17 protein-coding genes are annotated in these 17,388 nt (G+C 63.6%); 8 read left to right on the top strand and 9 right to left on the bottom strand.

Annotation, left to right across the window (positions count from 1 at the left end; all coding sequences use genetic code 11):
* Positions 1 to 84: 84 nt before the first annotated feature.
* Positions 85 to 507: a lysozyme inhibitor LprI family protein gene (locus ASD12_RS14030; protein ID WP_056586894.1), complete on the bottom strand. Its 423-nt coding sequence runs from the start codon at positions 505 to 507 to the stop codon at positions 85 to 87.
* A gap of 239 nt (positions 508 to 746) precedes the next feature.
* Here ASD12_RS14030 and ykgO point away from each other — a divergent pair, with 239 nt between their 5' ends.
* From ykgO to ASD12_RS14015, 3 genes are all read left to right on the top strand, one after another.
* Positions 747 to 872 carry a type B 50S ribosomal protein L36 gene (ykgO, locus tag ASD12_RS14025; protein WP_006327841.1) on the top strand — a complete coding sequence of 42 codons (126 nt, stop codon included), beginning with the start codon at positions 747 to 749 and terminating at the stop codon, positions 870 to 872.
* A gap of 114 nt (positions 873 to 986) precedes the next feature.
* Complete coding sequence (locus ASD12_RS14020) at positions 987 to 1,592, top strand: hypothetical protein (RefSeq protein ID WP_056586616.1); 606 nt, start codon at positions 987 to 989, stop codon at positions 1,590 to 1,592.
* A 98-nt stretch (positions 1,593 to 1,690) separates the two neighbouring features.
* Positions 1,691 to 2,758, top strand: a complete 1,068-nt coding sequence (locus tag ASD12_RS14015; RefSeq protein WP_056586614.1) for an alpha/beta hydrolase — start codon at positions 1,691 to 1,693, stop codon at positions 2,756 to 2,758.
* 3 nt (positions 2,759 to 2,761) lie between these two features.
* Here the strand turns inward: ASD12_RS14015 and pyk are convergent, their stop codons facing one another.
* Positions 2,762 to 4,198: a pyruvate kinase gene (gene pyk, locus ASD12_RS14010; protein ID WP_056586612.1), complete on the bottom strand. Its 1,437-nt coding sequence runs from the start codon at positions 4,196 to 4,198 to the stop codon at positions 2,762 to 2,764.
* Entirely contained in the window at positions 4,195 to 4,659 is a 465-nt protein-coding gene (locus ASD12_RS14005; RefSeq protein WP_200951047.1) for a DUF1036 domain-containing protein, read from the bottom strand. Before ASD12_RS14005 ends, pyk begins: the two co-directional genes overlap by 4 nt.
* A 269-nt stretch (positions 4,660 to 4,928) precedes the next feature.
* Between ASD12_RS14005 and ASD12_RS14000 the strand changes: the two genes are divergently transcribed.
* The 3 genes from ASD12_RS14000 to ASD12_RS13990 all read left to right on the top strand — a co-directional run bounded on the left by ASD12_RS14000 (position 4,929) and on the right by ASD12_RS13990 (position 7,347).
* The gene (locus ASD12_RS14000) at positions 4,929 to 5,726 is read left to right on the top strand and encodes an N-formylglutamate amidohydrolase (RefSeq protein WP_056586609.1); all 798 of its coding nucleotides are present in this window, start codon (positions 4,929 to 4,931) and stop codon (positions 5,724 to 5,726) included.
* A 14-nt stretch (positions 5,727 to 5,740) separates the two neighbouring features.
* A complete protein-coding gene (locus tag ASD12_RS13995; protein WP_056586606.1) occupies positions 5,741 to 6,049 on the top strand; it encodes a DUF1244 domain-containing protein in 309 nt (102 codons plus the stop codon).
* Between the two features lie 122 nt (positions 6,050 to 6,171).
* Positions 6,172 to 7,347, top strand: a complete 1,176-nt coding sequence (locus tag ASD12_RS13990) for an MFS transporter (protein ID WP_056586603.1) — start codon at positions 6,172 to 6,174, stop codon at positions 7,345 to 7,347.
* Here the strand turns inward: ASD12_RS13990 and ASD12_RS13985 are convergent.
* Positions 7,311 to 8,219, bottom strand: a complete 909-nt coding sequence (locus ASD12_RS13985; RefSeq protein ID WP_056586600.1) for a LysR family transcriptional regulator — start codon at positions 8,217 to 8,219, stop codon at positions 7,311 to 7,313. The two genes, ASD12_RS13990 and ASD12_RS13985, sit on opposite strands and share 37 nt — an antisense overlap.
* A gap of 34 nt (positions 8,220 to 8,253) precedes the next feature.
* Here ASD12_RS13985 and ASD12_RS33125 point away from each other — a divergent pair, with 34 nt between their 5' ends.
* Together ASD12_RS33125 and ASD12_RS13980 are read left to right on the top strand one after the other, a co-directional pair.
* Positions 8,254 to 8,529, top strand: a complete 276-nt coding sequence (locus tag ASD12_RS33125; protein WP_348271717.1) for a DUF680 domain-containing protein — start codon at positions 8,254 to 8,256, stop codon at positions 8,527 to 8,529.
* Positions 8,530 to 8,598: 69 nt separating this feature from the next.
* Positions 8,599 to 9,558 (top strand): SDR family oxidoreductase, encoded by a 960-nt coding sequence (locus ASD12_RS13980; RefSeq protein ID WP_056586598.1) that lies wholly within the window; start codon positions 8,599 to 8,601, stop codon positions 9,556 to 9,558.
* Between the two features lie 83 nt (positions 9,559 to 9,641).
* Here ASD12_RS13980 and ASD12_RS33120 read toward each other — a convergent pair whose 3' ends face one another.
* The 5 genes from ASD12_RS33120 to ASD12_RS13960 all read right to left on the bottom strand — a co-directional run bounded on the left by ASD12_RS33120 (position 9,642) and on the right by ASD12_RS13960 (position 17,388).
* Complete coding sequence (locus ASD12_RS33120; protein ID WP_082525418.1) at positions 9,642 to 9,800, bottom strand: DUF3309 family protein; 159 nt, start codon at positions 9,798 to 9,800, stop codon at positions 9,642 to 9,644.
* Between the two features lie 118 nt (positions 9,801 to 9,918).
* The gene (locus ASD12_RS13975; protein WP_056586595.1) at positions 9,919 to 13,098 is read right to left on the bottom strand and encodes an efflux RND transporter permease subunit; all 3,180 of its coding nucleotides are present in this window, start codon (positions 13,096 to 13,098) and stop codon (positions 9,919 to 9,921) included.
* 81 nt (positions 13,099 to 13,179) lie between these two features.
* Positions 13,180 to 14,355 carry an efflux RND transporter periplasmic adaptor subunit gene (locus tag ASD12_RS13970; protein ID WP_082525417.1) on the bottom strand — a complete coding sequence of 392 codons (1,176 nt, stop codon included), beginning with the start codon at positions 14,353 to 14,355 and terminating at the stop codon, positions 13,180 to 13,182.
* A 154-nt stretch (positions 14,356 to 14,509) separates the two neighbouring features.
* The gene (locus ASD12_RS13965; protein WP_056586592.1) at positions 14,510 to 15,118 is read right to left on the bottom strand and encodes a hypothetical protein; all 609 of its coding nucleotides are present in this window, start codon (positions 15,116 to 15,118) and stop codon (positions 14,510 to 14,512) included.
* On the bottom strand, positions 15,115 to 17,388 hold the full coding sequence (locus tag ASD12_RS13960; protein ID WP_056586589.1) for a xanthine dehydrogenase family protein molybdopterin-binding subunit: 2,274 nt from the start codon (positions 17,386 to 17,388) through the stop codon (positions 15,115 to 15,117). The genes ASD12_RS13965 and ASD12_RS13960 overlap by 4 nt, the downstream gene beginning before the upstream one ends.

Raw genomic sequence — 17,388 nt, 5'->3', positions numbered from 1 at the left:
GTCAAACAAAGAGATAGAGCGGTTCAGCGTTTCCGTGAAACGATGAGCTGCTCTAGCCGTCGCAGCTGACCTGAGAAACGCGCTTCACTGTATGTCGTCGCTCTCGTCTTCGTCGGGACTGGCGCAACTCGCATCGCCTTCCTCGCAATTGGCCGAGGCAGCGAGCTGCTTGACGCGATCATTGGTCAATCTGGTCAGGCATTGCGAAACTTCCATCGGATGTATCGATCCGCCTTCACTGGCAGCGGTGGAATGCGCGCACTCGGCATCGCGAAAAGTGATCCAGGCGCGTTGCGCCACCTGCAGCAATCTCTTGCCGTCGGCATCATCTGAGCTGATGAGGTCCTGGTAGGCCTTGTTGAGCCTGGCGTCGGCCGCCTGGTAATCCTCGCCGGCGCAGATGTTCATCATCTGCTGGCTGTCGTCGCTGCGGTCGCACTCCTGCGCGCGGGCAACCGAGCCTCCCGCCGACAGGGCAAGGCAGGCAAACAGGAACATTCGGCGCATATTCATCCCCAAATCACTTCATGGCGGCCGCATCATCCCAGCCGGTCCGAGGCCGCGCAATGCCGCAGGGCCGACATGGCGGATATTTGATGATAGGGATGATTCACATCCGCTATGGAGCGCTTGCGGTTGACACGGACAAGGCTCCTCGTTTATGAGCCTCCCACAGTTCAAAGGCGCGTCTTCTGGCGCGCCTTAAAATTTCGACCCGAAGCGGGTCCACACCGACAGGCAAGACCATGAAGATCAAGAATTCGCTCAAGGCGCTGAAGGCGCGTCACCGCGACAACCAGCTGGTTCGCCGCAAGGGCCGCGTCTACATCATCAACAAGACCGCCCCGCGCTACAAGGCACGCCAGGGCTGAGTTTTCGGGCCGGAGGCGCGTTGCCTCCGCCCAATTGATGCTTGTTGCCGGTCTGCCGGCCTTTTCACGCCAAATTCAGTTTGACGTTCCGCCCCCCGGGACTAGAGTCCGGCGATGCGGGTTCTTTTTGCATTTTTGACATCTCTGCTCGTTTCCGGCGTCATTTGTGGCGCGGCATGGGCGGATGATGCTGTCGTGCCGCCGGCCATCCAGGACGCGCCGCCGGTGGCAACGACAAAACAAGCCCGTCTCGACCAGTTGTTCAGCGACCTGAAACGCGAGCGCAACGAAAAGGCGGCCGAGCGCATTGCCGGCAACATCTGGAATGAGTGGTCGCAATCCGGCAGCGCCTCGATCGATCTGATGATGCAATGGTCGCAAAAGGCCGTAGAAGGCCAGAAATTTGACGTCGCGCTCGATTTCCTCGACCAGGTGGTGATCTTGCAGCCGACCTATGCCGAAGGCTGGAACCGGCGCGCCACGGTGCATTTCATGATGAAGAACTACGGTAAGTCGATGTCCGACATCGACCATACGCTGCAGCTCGAGCCGCGCCATTTCGGTGCGCTGTCCGGTCTGGCGCAGATCATGGCGCTGACCGGCCACAAGCAATCGGCACTCGAGGCCTGGCAGAAGGTGCTGGCCATCTATCCGATGATGCGCAGCGCCCAGGATCAGGTCGGCACGATTTCGGAAGAGCTTGCCGGCGAAGGGATTTAAGGGAATAGACAGTAGGGATTAGGCAGTAGGCGCAGATCGCGTGCGGAACACACTGCCTATTCCAGAACTTATCCCCCTCCACGCCCGTATATCTTCCCATGAACCTGATCTACGCCGTCCTCGCCTTCCTGATGGCGCTTGTCTTCAGCCTTGTCGGCGTCACCCGCGTCGGCTCATGGCTGATCGAGCGCCGCAATCCGCCGATCGGCGAATTCGCCGAAATCAACGGCGCCCCCATCCACTATGTCCATGTTCCCGCGCCCGCCAATCCCGACCTGCCGCCGATCGTCTTCATCCACGGCGCCAGCGCCAATCTCAGGGACCAGATGCTGCCGCTGCGCCCGCTGTTGGAAGGGCGTGCCGAAATGCTGTTCTTCGATCGGCCAGGCCACGGCTGGTCGGGGCGCGGCCCCGGCAACAACGAGGACCCGTCGACGCAGGCCAACACCATTGCCGCGCTGATGGACCGTCTCGGCATGAAAAAAGCCGTCATCGTCGGCCATTCCTTCGGCGGTGTGGTGACATCGGCCTTCGGCCGCGAGCATCCAGACAAGACACTCGGGCTGGTCTTTCTCGCGCCGGCGACCCATCCTTGGCCGGGCGGCGCAACCTCTTGGTATTACAATCTGACCACCATGCCGGTAGTCGGCCGGTTGTTTTCCGAAACGCTGACCTACCCGGCCGGAACGCTGCAGATGGCAGAGGCCACCATCTGCGTCTTCGCGCCAAACAAGGTGCCGGACAACTATGCCGGCGAGGTTTCGATTCCGCTGGTGCTCAGGCCCAATGCCTTTCGCGCCAACGCCACCGATGTCGCGGGGCTTTACCGCTATGCGGTCGACGCCTCGCCGCACTACCGCGAGATCAAGGCGCCGACAATTGTCATCTCCGGTGACCGCGACAAGGTGGTCTATGCCACGATCCATTCGGTCGGCCTCGTGCGCGATATCCCCCGTGCCGAACTGGTCTGGGTGCACAATCTTGGCCACAAGCCGGACTGGATCGCATCCGATCTCGTCGTCGGCGCGATCGGAAAAATTGCCGGCAAGGATATCGACCTGCAGGCGATGACGAAGGCGGTGGAAGCACGGCTTGCCAACGACGCCTTCGGTGCCGGCAAATGCGCCGACATCAAGGTGCCGGACGCCGAACTGGCGCCGACCTAACGGTTAGCGGCTGGCTTGCGTGTCCGACCCGATATAAGCGATGCGCAGCATGTTGGTCGAGCCCGGCGTCCTCAGCGGCACACCCGCGGTGATGATGACGCGGTCGCCGGGCTTGCCGAAGCCTTCGTCGAAGGCGATGCGGCAGGCGCGGTCGACCATGTCGTCAAGATCGATTGCATCGGGTGAGACGACGCAATGCGTGCCCCACAAAAGCGACAGCCGTCGCGCCGTGTTGAGGATCGGCGACAGGGCGATGATCGGCACCTGCGGCCGCTCACGGGCGGCGCGCAGGCCGGTGGTGCCGGATGCCGTGTAGGTGATGATCGCCGACAGCTTCAGCGTTTCGGCGATCTCGCGCGCGGCCAGCGAAATGGCGTCGGCGCCGGTCGCTTCCGGCTCGGAGCGCTGGGCATTGATGATGCCGGCATAGGTCGGATCGGTTTCGACCTTGGTGGCGATACGGTTCATCATCGCCACCGCCTCGACCGGATAGGCGCCGGCTGCTGATTCCGCCGACAGCATGATGGCATCGGCGCCTTCGAAGACGGCGATCGAAACATCGGACACCTCGGCGCGGGTCGGCACCGGTGCAGTGATCATCGATTCCAGCATCTGCGTTGCAACCACCACCGGCTTGCCGGCGCGGCGTGCGGCGCGCGTGATCTGCTTCTGGATGCCGGGCACCGCCTCGAGCGGCATCTCGACGCCGAGATCGCCGCGGGCGACCATCAGCGCGTCGGACAGTTCGATGATCTCGGCCAGCCGCGCTACGGCCTGCGGCTTTTCGATCTTGGCCATGATCAGCGCCCGGCCGCGTGCGATCTTGCGCGCCTCGGCCAGATCCTCCGGCCGCTGCACGAAGGACAGCGCGACCCAGTCGACGCCTGTCGCCAGCACGGCATCGAGATCCTTGCGGTCCTTTTCGGTCAGCGCACCGACCGGCAGGTCGGTGTCGGGCAGGCTGACGCCTTTCTTGTCGGAGATCGTGGTGCCGGCGACGACGGTGCAGACGATCGACTTGCCGTCGCTTCTCACCGCCTTCAGCTCGAGCTTGCCGTCGTCGATCAGCAGGCGATGGCCGGCTTCGACCGAGGTCAGGATTTCCGGATGCGGCAGATAGACCCTGGTCGACGTGCCGGGCTCGGGATTGTCGTCGAGCGTGAAGGTCTGGCCGACGGTCAGCACTTCCCTGCCATTGGCGAACTTGCCGACGCGCAGCTTGGGACCCTGCAGATCGGCCAGGATGCCGATCGGCCGACCGACTGCTTCCTCGACAGCGCGGATGCGCGCGACCAGCGTGCGCATCAGTTCGTGATCGGTATGGCTCATATTGATGCGGAACACATCGGCGCCCGCTTCGAACAGTTTCTTCAGCATCTCCTCCGACGAGGAGGCCGGACCGATGGTGGCTAGGATCTTGACCTTGCGGCTACGTCTCATTGACTGTTTGTTCCCGGGGCGGCTGGAGCGCCCCCCGTTGTGGACTCATCGGTCAGCTGGACCATCCAGCTTGCCTGTTCGCCCGTGTCATATTCCTGGAATCCGGCGCGCTGGAAGCCCCGTGCGACGCAGTCGGTTACGCCGGCGATCTTGAACTCTTTTTCAGCCACGCACATGTTGATCGGGCCGTCCCAGCGTCCACCGCGCTCGGCGTCTTCTGCATAAAGATAGTAAAACCTTGATGACAGCGGCCCTTCGATCAGCGTCTTGCAGCTCGATCCCTCGATGTGCCACCAGCCCTCGGTGATCCAGCCGGCCTTGGCGCGATAGCCGATACCGACGCCGACCAGGTTCTGCGTGGCGTTGCAGACGCGGAAATCGGCGCGCGCCGGCGAGGCCATGGCCACCGCCGACAGGCCCACGGCAAGGCTCAGGAGCGGCATGGCAAAGGCAGAGCGCATGCGCTGCCTGCCGGCGGAACTCATCCGAAAACCCCTCAAGAACCACATCAGCATCTCTCTGCGCCCCTTTTCGGAAAAGTCCGGGCGCATGTCAACGCACCGTTTTGTTCAATTCCAATCGATTTAGAAAGGCTCCGGCGCACAATTCGCCGACTCCTGCCAGATTTCCCGGGAAACCTTGGCCAAACAACGGCATTGCGCAAGCGTCGTCTTCGTGAAATGACGATAGCACCCTCCCCGGAAGCCAGCGAACAGACCATTTCCCACCAATGACCCGATCCACAGTTTTCGCGCCTTTCGATGTTGTCGAAGGCGACCGCAAGCGAGGCATCGTGCTCCTGGGCGATCATGCCCGCCGCGACCTGCCCGACGACTATGGCAGCCTCGGCCTCCCCTTGGCGGAGTTCGACCGCCACATAGCCTATGACATCGGCGTCGAGGCGGTGACGCGCGAACTGGCCGCTCTGCTTGGTGTGCCGGCGGTGCTCGCCAATTTTTCGCGGCTGCTGATCGATCCCAATCGTGGCGAGGACGATCCGACGCTCATTCGCCAGCTCTATGACGGCACCGTCGTGCCCGGGAATTACCCCATCGCTCCAGAGCAGCGCGAAAGACGGCTCGACCGCTTCTACCGGCCCTATCACGACGCCGTCGGCGCCATGATCGCCTCGGTCGCGCAGGCCTCTGCCCAGGCGCCCTTCATCTTCTCCGTGCATTCCTTCACCCCAACCATGCAAGGAATCCAGCGTCCCTGGCATGTCGGCATCCTGTGGGACCTCGACGACCGCGTGGCACGGCCGCTGATCGACATGCTGGCAGAGGATAAAAACCTCGTCGTCGGCGACAACGAGCCCTATGACGGCGCGCTGCGTGGCGACACCATGTACAAGCATGCCATCGTCAACGGTTTCGCCCATGCGCTGATCGAGATCCGCCAGGACCTGATCGCTGACCAGAAGGGCGCGCTCGCCTGGGCCGAACGCCTGGCGCCGATCGTTGACGCCATCGACCGCCGTCCCGATATACATGTGGTCAAGCAATTCGGCTCCCGCACCGGGCCGCTATGACGGAGGCTGTGACCATGACCGAACTCAGTGACGAGCAGCAACGCGATTTCGAGGCTGCCGCCTTTCGCCGGCTGGTCGAGCATCTGCGCGAGCGCAACGACGTGCAGAACATCGACCTGATGAACCTCGCCGGCTTCTGCCGCAACTGCCTGTCGAACTGGTATCGCGAGGCGGCCAATGCCGACGGCATCGATCTCACCAAGGACCAGTCGCGCGAGATCGTCTACGGCATGCCTTACGCGCAATGGCAGGCGCTCAACCAGACCGAGGCCTCGGACGCCAAGAAGGCCGAATTCGAGGCAAGGCGACCCAAGGACCACTAGGTCAACCGTCGACACTCTCGATCGCCTCGTTTGGTCCAAATGCTTTCCCGAAACAGTGCTTGACTGAAAATTGAATCGATCTAATTTGCCGCGCGAAGCCATTTTCTGACCGGATTCGCCTTATGAACGCTTCGAACGCCATGCAGACTGCCATTCGTGGACGATGGGCCGTGGCGGCCATTTTCCTCGCCAACGGCTTCCTGACCGGCAGCTGGGCGCCGCAGATCCCGGTGTTCCTGGCCCGGCTCGACATCTCGAAGTTCACGCTCGGCCTGCTGATCCTGCTGTTCGGCGCGGGCGCCGTCGCCGCCATGACCTGGTGCGGTCATTTGATCTCCAGACATGGTTCGCGCACCGTGCTGCGCTGGTTCGGCCTTTGCGGCAGCCTCGGCCTGCTGGTCGTGGCATTGGCACCCAACGTGCCGCTGGCAGCCATCGCCATGTTCATCTTTGGTGGCTCGATCGGCGGCATGGACGTCGCCATGAACGCCAATGCCGTGGTGGTCGAACGACGGCTCTCCCGCGCCATCATGTCGTCGTCGCACGGCTTCTGGAGCCTCGGCGGATTCGCCGGCGGCGGCCTCGGCGGATTCGCCATCCAGACTTTCGGCCATCTCGCTCATGCGGCGGTGGTCACCGCACTCGCCTTGGCGGTAATCGCGGTGGCGGTTCGCCATCTGGTCGGCGAGGGCAGGCCGCAGGCGGCGGGGCATCACAAATTTACGCTGCCGGCAAACCCGCTGGTCTATCTGGTTGGCCTGATGGCCCTGCTGACGATGATCTCCGAGGGCGCGGTGCTCGACTGGGCAGCGCTGTATCTCAGGCAGGAACTCGGCGCCGACCTTGCCATCGCCGGCCTCGCATACGCGGCCTTTTCCGGTGTCATGGCAATCATGCGCTTCTTCGGCGACGGCGTGCGCAACCGCTTCGGCGCGGTGGCGACGCTGCGCGGCTCGGCGGTTGTCGCGGCCGCCGGCATGCTGATCGCCGGACTGTCGCCCTCGCCCTGGCTTGCGATCGCCGCCTTTGCCTTGTGCGGCTTCGGCATCGCCAACATGGTGCCGATCATCTTCTCGGCCGGCGGCAACCAGGAAGGCATGTCGTCGGGCACCGGCATGAGCGTCGTCACCACCATGGGGTACTCAGGCATCCTGGTGGCGCCATCAGCGATCGGCTTCGTTGCCGAGCACTCCAGCTTCGGCCCGATCTTCGTCGCTATGTCAGGGCTGCTGATCGTCGTGTTGCTGATGGCCGGACTCGCTCAGCGCGCCGAATTCGCGGCAGCGCCCGCCGAATAGCGTTTCAGTTCCTCGTAGAGGAAATCCACTACCCGGCGGATGCGCACGCTGGTACGGACGTCGCGATGCATGGCCAGCCACACCGGCAGAACGGGCAGTGGCAGATCAGGCAGCAGCTTCTCCACCAATGGGTCGCGATCCACCAGCGGCTCCTGGCCGAGACCGATGCCGTTTCCCGCCCGCACCGCTTCCCACAAAACGATCTGGTTGTCGGCCCGGAAGCGAAAACTGCCGCGGGTGACCGGGATGCCATTCTGGGTAAAGCCTCTGATGATGTCGTCGCTGCGGTCGAAGCCGACCAAATCGTGGTCGACAAGGTCGACGGGATTCAGCGGATGGCCGCGCCGGTCGAGATAGGATCTGGCGGCGCAGGCGCAGAGCGGAATATCGCAGATCTTGCGCGCCGTCAGCTCATTCTGCGCCGGCTTGACCATGCGGATGGCGATGTCGGCATCCCTGCGCAACAGGTTCTCGACCTGGTTTGAAGCAACGATCTCGACCTCGATGCCGGGTTCCTCGATCCCCAATCGCATCGTCATCTCGGGCAGCACATAGGCCGCCACCACCTCGCTGGCGGCGATGCGCACCGTACCTTCGATGGCCTCGACCGAACCCAGCGCCAGCAGTGAGAAGGCGCTTGCCTGCTCGCTGACCGCCTTGCCGCGTTCGAACAGCGTGCTGCCGGCCTCCGTCAGTTCATAGCCGCGCCGTCCACGCCGGAACAGCGCGACGCCGAGCGCCTGTTCGAGCTCGCCGATGTGACGGCCAAGCGTCGGCTGGCTTGCCGAGAGCTTTCGCGCGGCAGCCGACAGGCTGCCGGTTTCCGCCACGGTAACAAAGCTCTTGATCAGGTTCCAGTCGATTTCAGCCATTCATTTCTGAATATCAAAACCCCATTCATAGTCAATTTCAATTCACCTGAGAGGCCATCATATTCGGGCTGCAAACACCAACAAGGAGACCAGAAATGAAAAAGATCGCTCTCACGCCGCCGCCATCCTCATCGCTACGGCCACCGCTTATGCCGGCAGCGACAGGTTTGGCTCGAACAACGCCAGCCAGCCGGCTGCCCCCGTCATCAGCGCCGACAGCACGATCACCACCTCGATCCGCAAGCCGGATGCGGCCGTCCACAAGCCGGTCCCGCAGGGCAGCAACCGCAACCTCTTCGGCAATCGCTGATCCCGATCGTGCTTGTCGCTGATCGCGCCTCCAACCGACCACGCAAATCCGAACCCAGGAGTACTTCCAATGACCAAGATCGCAATTCTCGGTGCCAATGGCCGGCTCGGCCGCGTGGCCGCCAAGGCCTTCATCGACGCCGGCTACGAGGTCCGCGCCGTCACCCGCAGCGGTAAGGTGCCGGCCGGACTCAAGGGTGCCACGGCCGTTGCCGGTGACGGGCTCGACCGCGATGCGCTTATCCGCGCCACGGAAGGTGTTGACATAATCTTCAACGGCCTAAACCCGATCTACACCGAATGGGTCAAGTGCATGCCGATGGCCGAGAATGTCATGGCTGCCTGCCGGGCGAACGGCGCTTTGCACCTTGCTCCGGGCAACGTCTACAATTTCGGTTCGCCGATTCCGGCGGTGATATCAGAAGACACGCCCTTCCACCCGACGACCGAAAAGGGTCGCATCCGCGTCGCCATGGAAGACCTGTTTCGCCGCGAGGCCGACGCCGGGCGCGTCCGCACCATTCTTCTGCGGGCCGGCGACTTCTTCGGCGGCACCGGCAGCGGCTCGTGGTTCGATCTGGTCGTGGCCGCCAAGATGAACAAGGGCATCTATACCGCGCCCGGCCCGGTCGATCTGGTGCATGAATGGGCCTACCTGCCGGATCTGGCCAAGGCTTTCGTCGGGCTGGTGCAAAACCTGGACAAGCTCGGCTCCTTCGAAGCGTTGAACTTTCCGGGCCATGCCGTCACCGACCTGGAGATCAAGGCAGCAGCAGAAAAGGCGCTTGGTCGCCCGCTCAAGATGACCTCGATGGCCTGGTGGGTGCTGCGCGCCGGCAGCCCGTTCGTGGCGATGTGGCGCGAGATCGTCTCGATGTCCTACCTGCGCTTCGAGCCGCACCAACTGGTTTCGGCAAGGCTGGAAGGCATCATCGGTGCGATCCCGCATACGCCGCTGGATCAGGCGGTCACCGAGGCGCTCAAGGATATCGGCATCGCCACCGTGAATCGCGCTGCGAAGGCTGCCTGACAGGCAAGGCGGGCGCACGGCTACGAGCCTGCCGCCCCCGTCCCTTCAGACTGAAAAGTCTCTCTACGGACCGAAAGGGCGGCTCAGAGCCGCCCCATCAGCAGCAACACCAGAAGCACCACCAGCACCACGCCGACAATGCCCGACGGCCCATACCCCCAGGAGCGCGAATGCGGCCAGGCCGGCACCGCGCCGATGAGGACAAGGATAAGGACGATAATGAGAATGGTGGTGATCGGCATAGGAACCCCGCGCTTTGACGTTGCCACGGGACAATGCTTTCGCATCGCCCTTGGGGGGACAATGCAAAAGGCCGCCCGGTTGTTCCGGGCGGCCTTTGCCGGTCAAATCGGCAATGGTCTATTCTGCGGCTTTCGGAAAGGCGATCTCCGGCTCGGCTCCGACATCCTGCCCCGGCTCATCGGTCGACGAAATCTCGCCCTTGCCGCGGCGGAACAGCCGGCTGAACCAGCCGCGCCGTGCACCCGGCTTGACCTTTGCGCGGGTGAACACCATCAGCATCGACGGCGTCACCACCAGCGTCAGCACGGTGGCGAAGGACAGGCCGAAGACGATCGCCGAGGACAGCGAAATCCACCACTGCGTCGACGGCGCGTTGATCGTCGTCTCGTGATGGAAGATTTCGAGGCCGAGGCCGAAGGCGATCGGCAGCACGCCGAGAATGGCCGACACCGCGGTCAGCACCACCGGGCGGGCACGTTCCCTGCAGGTCTGCAGCACCGCTTCTACCTTGTCCCAGCCCTCTTCGCGCAGCCGGTCATAGGTGTCGATCAGCACGATGTTGTTGTTCACCACCACGCCTGCCAGCGCGATGACGCCGATGCCCGACATGACGATACCGAACGTCTCGCCTGTTATCAGCAGGCCGAGGAACACGCCGATCGTCGCCATGACCACGCAGGACAGCACCAGCCAGACGCTGGTGAACTTGTTGAACTGCGCGAGCAGCACCAGGAAGATCAGGAAAATCGCCGCTCCGAATGCCTTGCTGAGGAAGGCGCTGGCTTCGGCGCTGTCCTCGTTCGAGCCGGCCAGCTTCCAGCGGATGCCGCTGCCCAGATCCATATCGGAGACGGCTTTGGTGACCTGCTCCTGCACGACCGCGACCTGCGCGCCGGCGGCGACATTGGCCTGGACGACCACCGTACGCGCGCCGTCGATGCGGTTGAGGATGCCGACTGTCGGTTCGGGCTTGCGCACGACGAAGTTCGAGATCGGCACCGAGCCTTGCGAGGTCTGTACCCGCAGCTCGTCGAGCGTCGACAACGTGCGCCGGTCCTCGGGCAGGCGCAGACGGATGTCGACGGCGTCATCGGCTCCGGCCGGTCGATATTCCGAGAGCTTCAACCCGTTGGTCACCAGTTGCACCACGGTGCCGACCGAGGTCGGGCTGATGCCATACTGCGCCGCCTTGGCGCGGTCGACCTCGAGCGCCCAGTCGACGCCGGGGGGCGGCAGACCGTCGGAAATGTCGATGACGCCAGGCACCTTGCCGATGCGCGCCGCGACGGCCCGAGCCTTGTCGTCGAGCCCCTTGGGGTCGATGGCCGAAAGCCTGATCTGGATCGGCTTGCCGGTCGGTGGACCGGCCTCCGGCACGCGCACCTCGACATCGACGCCGGGAATGCCGGCCATGACGCCGCGCAAATCGTCCAGGATGTGGTTCGCCGACTTGCGCTCGCGCCAGTCGATGAACTCATACTGGATGACGCCAACAACGTCTTCGGGAACATCCTGGCCGCCGCCTTGCGTCTTGCCGACGCGGGTGTAAACCGACTTCACGCCCGGCCAGCCGAGCAGCCTGTTTTCCGCGATCTTGGTTGCGGTATCCATTTCGGCCAGCGAGAGATTGCCGCGCGCATGCACGTAGAGCAGGCCGTAATCCGGCTCGACATTCGGGAAGAACTCGACGCCGGCGCCATATTTCGAATAGGCAAAGCCGACGCCGAACAGCAGCGCGACGGTCAGCACCAGCACGGTGACGGGGAAGCGCACCGCCTGCTTGACGATTGCCATGTACCAGCCGTCGCGATTGTCACCCTCGTGATGCGGCGGCGCCTTGGCGAAGATCGCACCCAGCGTCGGTGCAAAGACCAGCGCGTAGAGCATCGAGGCCGAGAGTGTTACGATCAGCGTGATCGGCATGTATTTCATGAAATCGCCAATGATGCCCGGCCAGAAGAGCAGCGGTGAGAAGGCGGCGATACGCGTCATCGTCGCGGCGATGACCGGACCAGCCATGCGCTTGGCGGCAAGCGCGAAGGCTTCCTCCTTGGGCATGCCTTCGCTCATCCGTCGCTCGGCGAACTCGGTGACGATGATGGCATCGTCGACCAGCATGCCGACGGCCAGGATCAGGCTGAACAGCACGATCATGTTGATCGTGTAGCCCATCATCGCCAGCAGCAGGATGCCGATCAGGAAGGACGATGGAATGGCCAGGCCAATGAGCAGCGAGGCGCGGCCGGACAGCGCGTAGAGAATGACGATGAACACCAGGATGACGGCGATCATGACGTGGTTCTGCAGATCGCCCAGCAGCTGGTTGACGAAGACCGACTTGTCCTGCGTGTAGGTGACATTCATGCCCTCGGGCATGGACTTGACGAACTCGTCGGACACCGTCCGCACCTTGGCGATGGTGTCGATCAGGTTGGAGCCGATGCGCTTCTTGACTTCGATGGCGATGGCCGGCTTGCCGTTGAGGCGGGTCACCGTCTCGGCATCCTTGAAGGTCGAGCGGATCGTCGCGATATCCTTGGCCTGCACCACGGCATTGGGGCCGGAGACCACCGGCAGCGCCGCGACATCCTCCGGCGTTTCGATCAGCGACGGCACCTTGACCGCGTATTTGCCTTCCGAGCCTTCGATGTTGCCGGCGGCGACCAGGCTGTTGGAGTTGCCGACCGCACCGATCAGTTGATCGAGCTGCAAACCATAGGAAGACAGCTTCATCGGATCGATGACGACCTCGACGAGGTCGTCGCGCGCACCCTGCAGCGAGCCTTCGAGAACGCCGGGCACCTCTTCGATGCGGTCGCGCAGTTCGCGCGCGGCGGCGGTCAGCACGCGTTCGGGCAATTCACCCGACAGCGTGACGACGAGCACCGGAAACTCGGAAATGTTGACTTCGTTGACCGTCGGTTCCTCGGCCGCTTGCGGCAGGTCGGCCTTGGCGTCCTGCACCTTGCTGCGCGTGTCCTGCAGCGCGGTGGCAAGGTTCGTCTGCGGCTGGAATTCGACCAGCACGTAGCCGCCGCCCTGGAAGGCGGCCGAACGCATTTCCTTGAGGCCCTTCAGGCTCTTCAGCTTGCTTTCCATCGGCCGCAACAGCAGCCGTTCCGAATCCTCGGGCGAAATACCCTGATAGATCAGGCTGATATACATCATCGGAATCGGAACATCGGGCTCCGCTTCCTTCGGCGTCGACTGGTAGGCGACCGCGCCGGCTAGGATGAGGAAGACCAGGACCGAGATGGTCAGGCGGGCATTGTTGATTGCGAGTCTGACGATATCCATGGCTAACGCCTGTTCTTGAATTTCAGGAGCTGCGTCGCAGCCGATTGTCCCCGCCCAGGGCTAGTCCGCCGCGACCTCTTGCTACTGCGTGCCGGCAGTCGCCTCGCCGAGCAGCTTCTTGATGGTCGCCTGGTCGGCCTCGACCGGATTGACCAGATCGCCTTCCTTCACCAGTTCCTGGCCGGCGACGATGATGCGCGCATCGGCCGGGATGCCGCCAAGCACGAGTCCGGTCGGCGTGTCGTCGACGAGATCGATCGGGAAGAACGCCACCTTGTTGTCCTTGCCCACGGCACGGATGCCGAGGTCGCCCTTGTCGCCGAGCGTCACCACCGAGCGCGGCAGCAGGACCGCGTCGGTCGGTTGCGCGTAGAGCGCGATTTCCGCCGTCATGCCGGCCGGCACGGAGCCATCGCCATTGGGGATCGCCACCTCGACGCGGAAGGTGCGGGTCGCCGACGACGCGTCGCGGCTGATGTAGCGCACTGTGCCCTCGACCGTCTGGCCGCTGACCAGCCGGACATTGGCCTTGTCGCCCAGCTTGAGGTAGCCGAGGTCGCGCTCGCTGACTTCGCCGCGGGCAATCACCGGATCAAGCTTGAGGATGGTTGCCACCTCGCCGCCCTCCCTGATGGAACTGCCAAGTTCCACCGGCACCCGGTCGATCACGCCGTCGAAAGGCGCCCTCACCTCGTTGCGCTCGAGTAGGGCCTGTGCCGTTTCCAGCAGCGACTGCGCCGAGGTCAGGTTCGAGCGCGCGGTGTCGAGCTGCAGCTTGGGCAGGTTGCCGGTTTTCATCAGTCGCAGGGCGGCGTCCAGCTCGGCCTGGCGCTGCACCACAAGCTGCTTGGCGTTGTCGACCATGGAGATCTTTTCTTCCGCCGCAAGCATCAGCACCAGATCGCCGGTCTTGACGTGCTGGCCCTGCTTGACCGGCAGCTTGTCGATGACACCGGCAACGCGCGCCCCCAGCACCGCTCGTTTATCGGCTTCGGTCAATCCGGAAACGCGGATGGCGCGTGCATAGGTCTTGCGCGGCGGCGTCACCACCGCGACGGTGCGCAGCGGTGCCTTCGGCTCGGCTTCCGCCGTCTTGGGCTTGGCCGCGTCCGGCGCCTTGGCCTGCTCGACTTCGGCTGCCTTGGCCTTGTTGGCGGCTACGCTGCCGACCGACGAAAACTCGCCAGTCGCCATCCAGGCCGCGAAACCAATGAGCACAACAATGGCTGCAAGCTTGTGAAACCTGATTCTCGGCATCGTCGTTTTTTCCACTGCGGGTTCGGCCAGCGTCCTCATGACGCGGGCGCGTCGCCGATATGGGTGCGCGCAGGGCCGTGTTCAATTTGCCGTGATCGGCGAAGCGCGCTTCTACATCAAAGTTGCACCGCAATATAGTGCGAAAGTTGCAAGTTCATTGCGCCACCGGACAAGAAGCGCCCGCCGCAACCCAGTTTTCGATCGCTTGATAGGTTGCTTCGGCGGAGCCCGGAGCCGGCTCACGATCCGACCCCGGCGCCCAGCCCCAGGCGACCAATTTGTCGTCGCTAACATGCAGCGCGATGTCCTTCAAGCTGCGGTTGCCATTGCGCAGGGGATCCTTGATCTGGGCGCAGATTTCCGCCGAGGATTTGCCGAACCAGGCCATTTCGGCTGGCGCCAGATGCCAGTTCTCGGCTCCGGGCGGCCCGTACAATGCATTGGAATTGCTTGAGAAATGGCAGGTCGTGCAGCGCAGGCCCGGATTGCCGAAGCCCGAACCGTCAGCACCGCGCTGGACATTGAAGGCGTGAACGCGGGTGCCGCCATAATGCGCGCCGGACCAGCGCGGCCGGTCGTCCGCGACATGACAGTCGGCGCAGCGCGGATGCGAGAACACCGCATAGATCTTGTCCCATTCGGAGAGGCCTTTTGCCGCGTCGAGCGTCACCGGCGCCGGCGTCTGGCTCTCTTGCGCGATCGCGAACGGCACTGCCAGGACAAGCATGGCAGCAGGCGTCAGCATGATGAGGAGCTTCTTCATACGAAGGCCACCGTTTTCGACAGCGGCAGCGTGCGGATGCGCTTGCCGGTGAGCGCGAAGATGGCGTTGGCAAGCGCCGGAGCCGCCGGCGGCGTACCGACCTCGCCGACGCCGCCCATCTTGTGGAAGTTCTCCAGGATGGCCACTTCGAAGACCGGGCACTGGAAGATGCGCATGGCATCGAAGTCGTGGAAGTTCGACTGTTCGACCATGCCGTCGGCGAAGGTGATTTCCTGACCCATCGCCGCCGACAGGCCGAAGATGGCGGCGGAAACCAACTGCGCCTCGATGATGCCGGGATCGAGCGCGGTGCCGACATCGGCGGCGATCCACACCTTCTCGATACGGATACCGGCCGGCGTGTCCGCCACCTGGACAATCTCGCCGACCCAGCTGCCGAAGGACAGCGTAAAGGCCATGCCCTTGGCCTTGCCTGCGGGCAGCGCCTCGCCCCATTTCGCCATCGCGGCGACTTTCTCCACCACCTTCACCGCCGAGGGATAGGCGGCCATCAGTCTCTTGCGCATCTCGACCGGATCGATTTTGCCGGCGACGGCGATCTCATCCATGAAGCCCTCATGGAAGAAGCCGTTGACCGAACTGCCGACCGAACGCCAGGAGCCGACAGGGATCGAGACCGGCGCCGCGACACCACTGACCCGGTAGTTCGGGATGGTGTAGGGCTGGTCATAGGCGCCATCGACAATGGTCTTGTCGGGACCGAGCGGCGATATAGAGGGGAACAGCCGGCGCAGCATACCGGCAGTTATCGATGGCGCGGCCATCTTCATGTCGACGGCGACCGGCATGCCATCGTCGCCGAGCCGCGCCTGGAACTTGCCGATAGCGGCCGGTCGATAGGCGTCGTGGCGCATATCTTCTTCACGCGTCCAGGTCACCTTGACCGGACGCCCGCCTGTCTCCTTGGCCATCAGCGCGGCGCACAGCGCGTAATCCATCTCGACGCGCCGGCCGAAACCGCCGCCCATGAAGGTGGTGTGCACGGTGATCTTGTCCTGCTCGATGCCGACCGCGTTGGCGCAGAGCTGCCGCACCAGGGTCGGCGCCTGGTTGCCGCACCAGATGTCGAGCGCGCCGCCCCTGAGCTGCGCCGTGGCGTTCATCGGCTCCATCGTCGCATGCGCCAGATAGGGCACCCCATAGTCGGCCTCGACGATCCTTTCGCGCGGCGCGTCGGCGAAGGCGGTGTCGACATCGCCATTGTCGCGCATCACCGAGCCCTTGGTGCCAAGCGCCTGCTTCAGCACATCGGAAATGGCAGCACTGCTGGGCGGATACTCGGGATCGGACCACTGGGCGTCGATCGCCTGGGCCGCATTGAACGCTGCCCATGTGTTTTCGGCGATGATGCCGAAGCCATGGCCGTAATTCGTCTCGAGCGGCACGATCTTGATCACGCCGGGCATTTTCTCGGCCTTGGAGAGGTCCGCCTTGACCGGCCTCGACCAGAAGCGCGGGCTCATCTTGACCGTGCCGTAGAGCATGTCCGGCAGCCGGACATCGATGCCGAAGATCGGCGCCCCGGTGACCTTGGCCAGCATGTCGATGCGCTTTTGCGGCTTTCCCAGCAGTTTCCAGTCGGTCCGATCCTTGAGCCTGACTTCGGCCGGCGGCGCCATCGCGGCAGCGGCCGCCGCGACCGCGCCATAGGTCAGCGACTTGCCCGACGCTTTATGCAGGATCGAACCATCAGCCGTTTCCAGATCGGCCGCGGCAACGCCCAGTTTCTGCGCCGCCGCCGCGATCAGCATCTGCCGGGCGGCTGCGCCCGCTTGCCGCATCTTGTCAAAACCATCGCGTGTCGAAGTCGAACCACCAGTGCCCTGCAGGGCAAGGAACTTGCCCACAACACCCAGGCCGGAGCGCACCGCCTGCGCGGTCATGCTCTCGTCGAAGAAGGCGAACGGACCGCCCTCTTCGAGAATCACCGCGTTGTAATAGGCATGGGAGGCCGGTCCGTGCTCGACCTTGACCCGATCGAGGCCGACATCGAGCTCTTCGGCAACCATGACGGCGAGTGTCGTCGAAATGCCTTGCCCCATCTCGGCGCGCGGCGCGACGATGGTGATGGTGTTGTCGGCGCCGATCTTCACATAGGGATTGAACGTCACCTCGCCCTGGGCCAGATCTCCTTCAAGTGGATTGGGGAAAGGCTTGCGGTAATAGTAATAGCCGACGGCGACGCCGCCCGCGACAGCGGCAGCGCCAATCAGAAACGTGCGGCGGGCGATCTTTCCGACACTGGCCAT

Source organism: Mesorhizobium sp. Root102, assembly GCF_001425625.1.
GTDB lineage: Bacteria > Pseudomonadota > Alphaproteobacteria > Rhizobiales > Rhizobiaceae > Mesorhizobium.
This window is presented reverse-complemented; position numbering and strand designations above follow the sequence as displayed.